Origin of the sequence: Trichlorobacter ammonificans, from assembly GCF_933509905.1 — a bacterium.
GTDB classification, from domain to species: Bacteria; Desulfobacterota; Desulfuromonadia; order Geobacterales; family Pseudopelobacteraceae; genus Trichlorobacter; species Trichlorobacter ammonificans.
Genome location: NZ_OW150024.1, coordinates 656,611 through 665,000, shown reverse-complemented (window position 1 = coordinate 665,000; position 8,390 = coordinate 656,611). Strand labels below are relative to the sequence as shown.

At 63.0% G+C, this 8,390-nt stretch carries 7 protein-coding genes (1 of these 7 running past the window's edge); 1 reads left to right on the top strand and 6 read right to left on the bottom strand.

Annotation, left to right across the window (positions count from 1 at the left end):
* The 6 genes from pyk to hemW form a co-directional block, all read right to left on the bottom strand.
* On the bottom strand, positions 1–1,258 hold the 5' portion of the coding sequence (gene pyk, locus RAK07_RS02940; RefSeq protein WP_305731360.1) for a pyruvate kinase. It extends 185 nt beyond the left edge of the window; 1,258 of the gene's 1,443 nt are visible here — the first part of the coding sequence; it begins with the start codon at positions 1,256–1,258; its stop codon lies off the left edge, out of view.
* Complete coding sequence (locus tag RAK07_RS02935) at positions 1,258–3,198, bottom strand: aconitate hydratase (protein WP_305731359.1); 1,941 nt, start codon at positions 3,196–3,198, stop codon at positions 1,258–1,260. Before RAK07_RS02935 ends, pyk begins: the two co-directional genes overlap by 1 nt.
* The gene (gene lpdA, locus RAK07_RS02930; RefSeq protein WP_305731358.1) at positions 3,191–4,606 is read right to left on the bottom strand and encodes a dihydrolipoyl dehydrogenase; all 1,416 of its coding nucleotides are present in this window, start codon (positions 4,604–4,606) and stop codon (positions 3,191–3,193) included. The genes RAK07_RS02935 and lpdA overlap by 8 nt, the downstream gene beginning before the upstream one ends.
* Positions 4,607–4,621: 15 nt before the next feature.
* Positions 4,622–5,794: a 2-oxoglutarate dehydrogenase complex dihydrolipoyllysine-residue succinyltransferase gene (gene odhB, locus RAK07_RS02925; protein ID WP_305731357.1), complete on the bottom strand. Its 1,173-nt coding sequence runs from the start codon at positions 5,792–5,794 to the stop codon at positions 4,622–4,624.
* A gap of 3 nt (positions 5,795–5,797) precedes the next feature.
* A complete protein-coding gene (gene hypB / locus RAK07_RS02920; protein WP_305731356.1) occupies positions 5,798–6,682 on the bottom strand; it encodes a hydrogenase nickel incorporation protein HypB in 885 nt (294 codons plus the stop codon).
* Positions 6,683–6,815: 133 nt separating this feature from the next.
* Positions 6,816–7,958, bottom strand: a complete 1,143-nt coding sequence (gene hemW, locus RAK07_RS02915) for a radical SAM family heme chaperone HemW (RefSeq protein ID WP_305731355.1) — start codon at positions 7,956–7,958, stop codon at positions 6,816–6,818.
* Positions 7,959–8,051: 93 nt separating this feature from the next.
* Here hemW and RAK07_RS02910 point away from each other — a divergent pair, with 93 nt between their 5' ends.
* Positions 8,052–8,357 carry a c-type cytochrome gene (locus tag RAK07_RS02910; RefSeq protein ID WP_305731354.1) on the top strand — a complete coding sequence of 102 codons (306 nt, stop codon included), beginning with the start codon at positions 8,052–8,054 and terminating at the stop codon, positions 8,355–8,357.
* Positions 8,358–8,390 lie beyond the last annotated feature (33 nt).

The window sequence follows — 8,390 nt, the reverse complement described above, 5'->3', positions numbered from 1 at the left end:
AACGGGCACGCACTCCCCAGTAAAGTGCAAGTTTGCGCTGAATCCGATCTGACGAGGTAAAGGCGACAATCGGAATGGGTGGCCTGAAGCGAGAAATAAGGGCCGCGGTACTACCGGACTGGGTGAATACGGCGATCGCCTTTGCCTTCAGGCTGATGGCTGCCCGACAGGCCGCCTCGCCCACGGCTTGGGCAATACTGGGGGTAGCCGAAACCGGCGTGTCGGAGCGGCAGCCAAATCCGGCCGTCTCTACGTCACGAGCAATGTGCACCATGGTTTCCACCGCTTCAACCGGGAAACGACCCGAAGCTGTTTCTCCCGATAGCATCACGGCATCGGTACCATCGATGATCGCATTGGCCACGTCCGAGGTCTCGGCGCGGGTTGGCCGGGGGTTGGTAATCATCGATTCGAGCATCTGGGTGGCGGTGATAACCGGTTTCCCGGCCTCGTTGCAGGCTTTGATGATCTTCTTCTGAATCAGCGGCACCTTCTCCGCCTTCATCTCAACCCCCAGATCACCCCGGGCCACCATCACCGCATCAGTCACCTTGAGAATCTTGTTGAAATTACGCAACGCCTCGGGTTTTTCAATCTTGGCCACCACCGGAATATCCTTGCCGGCTGCATAAATGATCCGTTTGATCTGCTCCACATCTTCATGGGTCCGGACAAAGGACATCGCGATGTAATCAACCACGGCCGTGAGACAGAAGTCGAGATCGGCCAAGTCCTTTTCAGTCAGGGATGGTGCCGACACCCGCACGCCGGGAAGATTGATTCCCTTGTTGTTTTTGAGCAGACCGCCGTTTACCACCAGGCAGCGTATCCGTTCTCCCTCGATGGCCAGCACCTTCAATTCAAGCAGGCCGTCATCCAGCAGAATCTGGGCCCCCGGCACCACATCCCGGGGCAGCTCGGTATAGATGGTAGGGATAATGCCATCCTTTCCCTCAACTGCATCCGTGGTGATCGCCACTTCTTTGCCCTTCTCCAGCAGCATACCTTCGCCGGCCATTTTCCCGGTTCTGATCTTAGGCCCCTGCAGATCGGCAAGGATGCCCACCTGTTTGCCCAGCTTCGCCGAAGCCTCCCTGATCGTCGAGATCAGCCGCTGCTTGTCCTCCTGAGTACCGTGGGAAAAGTTCAGACGGAACAGGTCGACACCGGCCGTGATCAGCCGTTCCAGCATCTCCGGTGTGCTGCTCGACGGCCCCAGTGTCGCGACGATCTTGGTTTTTCTCTTGTCACGATGCATCAAGCTGCTCCTTTGCGAACCGTGTTCAGGGTACCACCGGCCAGCAGTTCTTGGCGCTGACGTTCTGAAACGTCGAGAAGCGCAACCATCCCTACGCCGTTAACCAGAAGCGGTATCTCGACGCTTCCCTCGCGCACCAGCCGGGCCAGGTCGGGAATAACGATGGTGTCCCCTTGGTTGATCCGCTCGTAATCGGCCGGATTATTGAACGTCAGCGGGACAATCCCGAAATTGACCAGATTCGCCTTGTGGATGCGGGCAAAGCTCCGGACGATCTTGGCCCGGATTCCCAGGTACCGTGGCGCCAGGGCCGCATGTTCACGGGATGATCCCTGGCCGTAGTTCTCGCCGCCGACAATGATGCCGGGACCGGCCGCCTGGGCCCGGTCGGGGAAAGAGGCGTCCACCTGCTCAAAGACGAAGCGGCTAATGGCCGGAATGTTGCTGCGCAGGGGAAGGATCTTGTTGCCGGCCGGCATGATGTGGTCGGTGGTGATATTATCCCCCACTTTCAGCACCACCGTCGCTTCCAGGTGCTCCGGCATGGCCTCGAATTCAGGAAACGGCACGATGTTGGGGCCGGTGACGACCTCTATCCTGGCAGCTTCTTCCGGCGGCAGCGGATAGATGAGACTGGAGTCGTCCACCAGATAGCGATCAGGGTTCTCCACCCCGGGCCATGCCATGAGCTTTCCCATGTCCCGCGGGTCGGTTATCACACCGTTCAACCCGGAGGCTGCCGCTGTCTCGGGGGAGCAGAGGTAGACCTTGTCCCCTTTGGTGCCGCTTCTGCCGGGGAAGTTGCGGGGGAAGGTACGCAAAGAGACCTGGCCGGTCCCCGGTGCCTGCCCCATGCCGATGCAGCCCAGGCAGCCGGACTGGTGAATGTTGACCCCCGCCATCAGCAGCATCAGTACCCCGCCCTGCTGGGCCACGTTTTCCAGCACCTGACGGCTGCCGGGATTGGCGTGGAACGACACCCCCGCTGCGATCCGGCGTCCTTCCAGCATCCGGCAGACCGTCATCAAATCGCGGAAGGAGGAGTTGACCGAGCTGCCGACGATTACCTGGTCCACCCTGGTACCGGCCACCTCCCTGACCTTCACCACGTTATCCGGCGACGAGGGACAGGCGATCAGCGGTTCCAGCGCGGACAGATCGATCTCGTCGTATTCGTCGTATTTCGCCCCCTCGTCGGCAGTCAGCGGCACCCAGGCATCCCCTCTGCTCTGGGCAACCAGAAACTCGCGAGTCCGCTCGTCGGAGGGGAACAGGGTGGAGGTAGCCCCCAGTTCGGCCCCCATGTTGCCGATGGTGGCCCGGTCCGTTGCCGACAAGGTTGTCACGCCGGGGCCGAAGTACTCGATCACCTTACCCACTCCACCTTTGACCGTGTGCCGCCGCAGCATCTCCAGAACAACATCCTTGCCGGAAACCCAGGGCTGCAGTTTCCCGGTCAGCTTGATACCGAACACCTTGGGACAGGGAAGACTGAAGGGATGGCCGGCCATGGCCAGGGCCACGTCCAGTCCCCCGGCGCCGATGGCCAGCATGGAGAGGCCGGCCGCCGTCGGTGTGTGGGAGTCGGCACCCAGCAGGGTCAACCCAGGCTTGCCGAAACGCTCAAGATGGACCTGATGGGAAATGCCGTTGCCCGGTTTTGAGAGATGCACCCCGAACCGCTGGGCCGCACTGGTCAGGAAGGCATGGTCGTCGGCATTCTTGAAGTCGGTCTGCAGCAGGTTGTGGTCGATATACTGAGCCGCCAGGTCAACCTTGACCCGGGGCAGCCCCATGGCGATGAACTCCAGCATGGCCATGGTGCCCGTGGCGTCCTGCAGCAGGGTATGGTCGATTCTGATGGTAATTTCCCTGCCGGGAACCAGTTCTCCTTCAACCAAGTGTGCTTCCAGAATTTTCGTGGTCAGATTCTTAGCCATGGATCGCCTCCTTGTGCAGGTCCAGTGCAGCTTCTTTCAATGCTTCCGAAAGCGTGGGATGGGCGTGGATCATCATGCCGATATCCCTGGCCGTTCCCATGAAGGCCAGGGCGGCCACCGCCTCGGCAATCATGTCCGAGGCCCGGGGGCCGATGATATGTATCCCCAGGATGCGGTCGGTTTCGGCGTGGGCCAGCACCTTGACGAATCCGTCGGTTTCATCCATGGCCCGGGCACGGCCATTCCCCAGGAAGTTAAAGGTGCCGGCCCGGTAGGGCACGCCGTCCCGCTTGAGCTGTTCTTCGCCGGCTCCGACGGAGGCCGCCTCCGGCCAAGTGTAAACCACGCCGGGAATGGTACCGTACTCCACCTCGCTCTTTTTTCCGGCCATCCGCTCCACACAGACCACCCCTTCCTCAGAGGCCTTGTGGGCCAGCATCGGCCCGGGGATCAGGTCGCCGATGGCGTAGATGCCGGGGAGCGACGTCCGGTAGTCGCCATCCACCGCAACCCTGCCGTTCTCCAGCAGCCGCCCCCCCAGGCGGTCGAACCCGAGACCCGTCAGCAGCGGCCGCCGGCCGATGGCCACCAGCAGGCGGTCACAGCTCAGTTCACGCTGTTCCTCGCCGACGACATAGCGTACCAGACCGCTGTTTTCTCCGGCATCAAGGCCAGTGACTCGCGCTCCCAGGGCGATCTCGATCCCCTGCTTTTTCAGCGACCGCTGCAGAGCGGTGGCAAGCTGGCCATCCATGGCCGGCAGCAGGGTCGGCAGCATCTCCAGCACCGTCACCCGTGCCCCCAGCCGCCGCCAGACCGACCCCAGTTCCAGGCCGATGGCGCCGCCCCCCACCACCACCAGATGCTCCGGCACCCGGTCAAAGGCAAGAGCCTCACGGGCACTGACCACCAGGGAGCCGTCAAAGGGGATACCGGGAAGCGGTACCGCCTCACTGCCGGTGGCCAGGAGCACGCTGGCGGCAGCAATGGTTTCCGTTTCGCCGTTCTCCTTGCTGACCTGCACCTGCTGCCTGCCGTCGCTGCCGGCTCCCTGCAGCGCTGCCCTGCCGGTCAGCTGGGTGATCTTGTTTTTCTTGAACAAAAAGGCGATACCGTCGGTCAGCTTCTTCACCACGTCATCCTTGCGCCGCAGCATCTGCGGCAGGTTCAGTCGCGGCGGCTCGATCTCGATGCCATGACTCGCAAACTTGTCCCGGGCCAGGGCGAACTGCTCACTGGAGTCCAGCAGCGCCTTGCTGGGGATACATCCCTCGTTCAGGCAGACCCCACCCAGGGTTGCCCGCTGTTCCGCCACGGCAACTTTCATCCCCAGTTGGGCCGCCCGCAGTGCCGCCACATAGCCGCCGGGACCGGCACCGATTACGATCAGGTCAAGTTGTTCGGCCATACCATGGTCTCCTTGTCAGCGCAGCCCGTCCAGCCAGGTGCGATCTTCTAGCCGTTCCTTGACCAGTTTGAGGAAGCCGACCGCCTCCCGACCGTCGATGATACGGTGGTCGTAGGAGAGTGCCAAGTACATCACCGGACGGATCACCACCTGCCCGTCCCGCACCACCGGCCGGTCGGCTATGGCGTGCATCCCCAGCACCCCGCTCTGGGGCGGGTTGATGATCGGCGTGGAGAGCATGGAGCCATAGGTGCCGCCGTTGGTGATGGTAAAGGTCCCTCCCTCCAGGTCGGCAATGGCCAGGCGGTTGGTTTTGATCTTTTCCACGAAACCGGCGATGGCAGCATCGATCTCGCCCAGCCCCATGTCGCCCGCCTCTTTCAGCACCGGCACCACCAGCCCCTTGTCCGAGGCAACCGCGATCCCCAGGTGCTGGAAGTGGTGATAGACAATGTCGTCGCCGTCGATCCGGGCGTTGACCGCCGGGTAGGCCCGCAACGCCTCCACCGTTGCCCTGACAAAGAACGGCAGCAGTCCGACGCCGGCTCCCCGCTGCTTGCGCTCGGCACGCACCGCCTGCAACGCCGCCAGATCGGCCTCGTTGAAGGTGGTCAGCATGGCGGTCTGCTGGCGGGCCTGCAGGAGCCGCTCGGCAACTCGCTTGCGCAGGGGGGACATCCGTACCCGCTCCTCACCGGGAAGCGGCTGCGCTGCCCCACGAGGGTTCGTTCCATGGTACGCCGGCGGTTCTTCGGATTTCACGACCGTGGCCTGCCGTCCGGCCAGGTCGCTGTTGAGAATGCGGCCCCCGGGGCCGCTGCCGTCTACCTGGCTGGCAGCAAGCCCCTTTTCCCGCAATTCCTGCCGCACCGAGGGCGACGTGGGGGGAGCCGCTGCCGGCTGGGCCGTGGCCGCCGGTGGAGCAGCAGCGGGAGCGGGACTGTCGGCGATCGTCGCCCCGCCCGGGTCGAGCCGGCCGATCACTGCCCCCACCGCCACCGTGGTACCGGCCGGAACCGAAATCGTCAGCACCCCGTCTGCCTCGGCAAAGATATCCATGGTAATCTTGTCGGTCTCGATCTCGCAGAGCGCCTCGTCCCGCCTGACCGCCTCGCCGGCCCCCTTGTGCCATCGGGCCAGCAGCGCCTCCACCACCGATTCGCCGACTGTCGGTATCCTGATGTCCATACGTTACTCCTGACGAGATTGTTTCGCGCGCGCCATCTCCAAATCGAGCCATGCATACCACGCTGCCAGCCCCTCGCCGGTGGTGGCCGACACCTCCAGAATTCGCAGGTCATGCCCCACCTGCGCCGCATACTCCTTGCAGGTACCGACGTCAAAGCCGAGATGGGGCAGCAGGTCCACCTTGTTCAGCAGCATCAGGCCGGAGTTATGGAACATCTGCGGGTACTTCAGCGGCTTGTCCTCACCTTCGGTCACGGAGAGCACCACCACCTTGTGGGCCTCGCCCAGGTCGAAGGCGGCCGGGCAGACCAGGTTTCCCACGTTTTCGATGAAGAGAATATCCAGGCTGTCCAGATCAAAGGTTTCAGTGGCGTGCATCACCATGTGGGCGTCCAGGTGGCAGCCGGCGCCGGTGTTGATCTGCTTCACCGGCACACCGGTGGCGGCGATCCGGCGGGCATCATTGTCCGTCTGCTGGTCTCCCTCGATCACCGCGCAGCGCACGCGTCCCGAAATCTCCCGCAGTGTCCGCTCCAGCAGGGTTGTCTTGCCGGAACCGGGAGAAGAGACCAGGTTCAGCACCAAAATCCCCTTTTCACGGAAGAGCGCCCGGTTAAAGGCCGCCAGCCGATTGTTCTTGGCCAGCAGATCCTCTTCAATCGTTATTTTTTTGGTGGTTGCAGCATCGTGGCGATGTTCGTGGTCGTGGAAATGGTGTTCATCATGGAGATGCTCGTGGTGATGATGGTGATCACCATGGTCGTGACGGTGCTGGTGAAGATGGGAATGGCTGTGGCGCTGCTCGCCATGCCGGTGTTCGTGGTCATGGTGGTGTTCATGGTCATGGTGCGCCCCGGATTGGGGACCGCACCCGCAGGTAGTGCACATAGGTACGGGAACTCCTTTCGGTGCCGGTGATACGGAGACGTCGCTGACGTCCCACTGCCATCAACTGTACACGAAAATCGTCCTCTGTCCACCGGGAAACCTGCAGCCGGAGCAGGGGGGCGTGCTGTCCGTTTCAGAGGAACTCGACAAACACCCGGTTGGACAGCAGCATACCCCTGCGGGTAAGGTGCAGCCGTCCCGCTTCGCAACGCAGCAGCCCCGCCTGGTAGAGGCGTTGCAACGGTTCCCGCCAGACCACCTCGAGCCGTTCGCCGAAGCGTTGCTCGAACCAGTCCAGACCGATACCGTCGGACAGGCGCAGCCCCAGGAACATCGTCTCGGCACGGGCCTCCTCCCGCGACAGCCGCGTCTCCTCTCCGGCAGCCCAGCTGCCGGAACGAAGCAGGGCGGCCCACTCATCATGGTCGGACGGATTGCAGCAGCGGACGCCCCAGCCGTCCAGCAGGAGGCTGTGGGCCGACGGTCCCAATCCCAGACAGCCTTCACGCCGCCAGTAGCCGCAGTTGTGCTCCGAGCGTTTGCCCGGCTTGGCATAGTTGGCCAGTTCGTAATGGTCGAAGCCGGCGGCAGTCAGCATCGTGTCGGCTTCTTCCAGCATGGCAGCTACCAGATCGTCGTCGGGAAGTTCGGCGGTACCGGCCGGGTAGCGCCGGCTGAAGGGAGTACCCTCTTCGATGGTGAGGCTGTAAATGGAAAGATGATCCGGCAAGAGGTCCAGCGCCATCCCGAGCTGGCGACGCCACTCTGCCGGGGCCTGGCCGGGCAGACCGCAGATCAGGTCCAGGCCAACGGAATCGAAGCCGGCAGCCCTGGCGGCAGACATCGCCTCACCCGTCTGCCGGGCATCATGCACCCGTCCCAGCAGCGTAAGGTCGTTGTCGTCGAAGGACTGGGCCCCGAGGGAGAGGCGGGTGATGCCGGCGGCACGGAAACCGGCCAGGCGCTCTGCCGACACGGTACCGGGGTTTGCCTCCAGGGTACTCTCGAGGGAGAGATGGTGCCCCCAGAGCAGGCGGCTGCGTTCCAGCAGTCGTCCAACCTGATCCGGCGCCAGCAGTGAGGGTGTCCCGCCCCCCAGATAGAGGGAAGCAAGCGGCTCCGTTGCCGGAAAGCGGCGGACAGCGAGTTCCATCTCCGTCAGCAGCAACTCCACCGTTCCGGCCAGGTCGGCGGTGGTTCCCCGCCGGGAGGAAAAGGCGCAGTAGCCGCATTTTGCAAGGCACCAGGGAATATGCAGATAAAGACGGGAAAACATCAGCGGCGGCACTGTGCCGGTTGCATCGGCGCGGAAGCGATGGTAGGATGGCGCAAGCTTGTCACCCCGCCACAACCAAAGGAGATCATTGCCATGAAGTACGCTCTGTCACTGTCGGTTCTCGGACTCTCGGTCATGCTGTCCAACGCCGCCTTCGCCGAAAGTGCGGGAGAAAAACTGTTCAACCAGAAATGCGCCATGTGTCACAAGGTGAAGGGCAAGGGGGGGGCCATCGGTCCCGACCTGAGCAAGGTTGGCGGTAAGCTGGCCGAAGCCCAGCTGCGCGAAAAACTGGCCAACCCGAAGAAGAGCAACCCCGGTTCCTCCATGCCCGCCTTTGCCACCCTGCCCAAGGGAGACATGGACGCTCTGGTCGGTTTCCTGAAGGGCCTCAAGTAGCCGCCCGTTTCCCCGTGATGATTGCACCAGCGG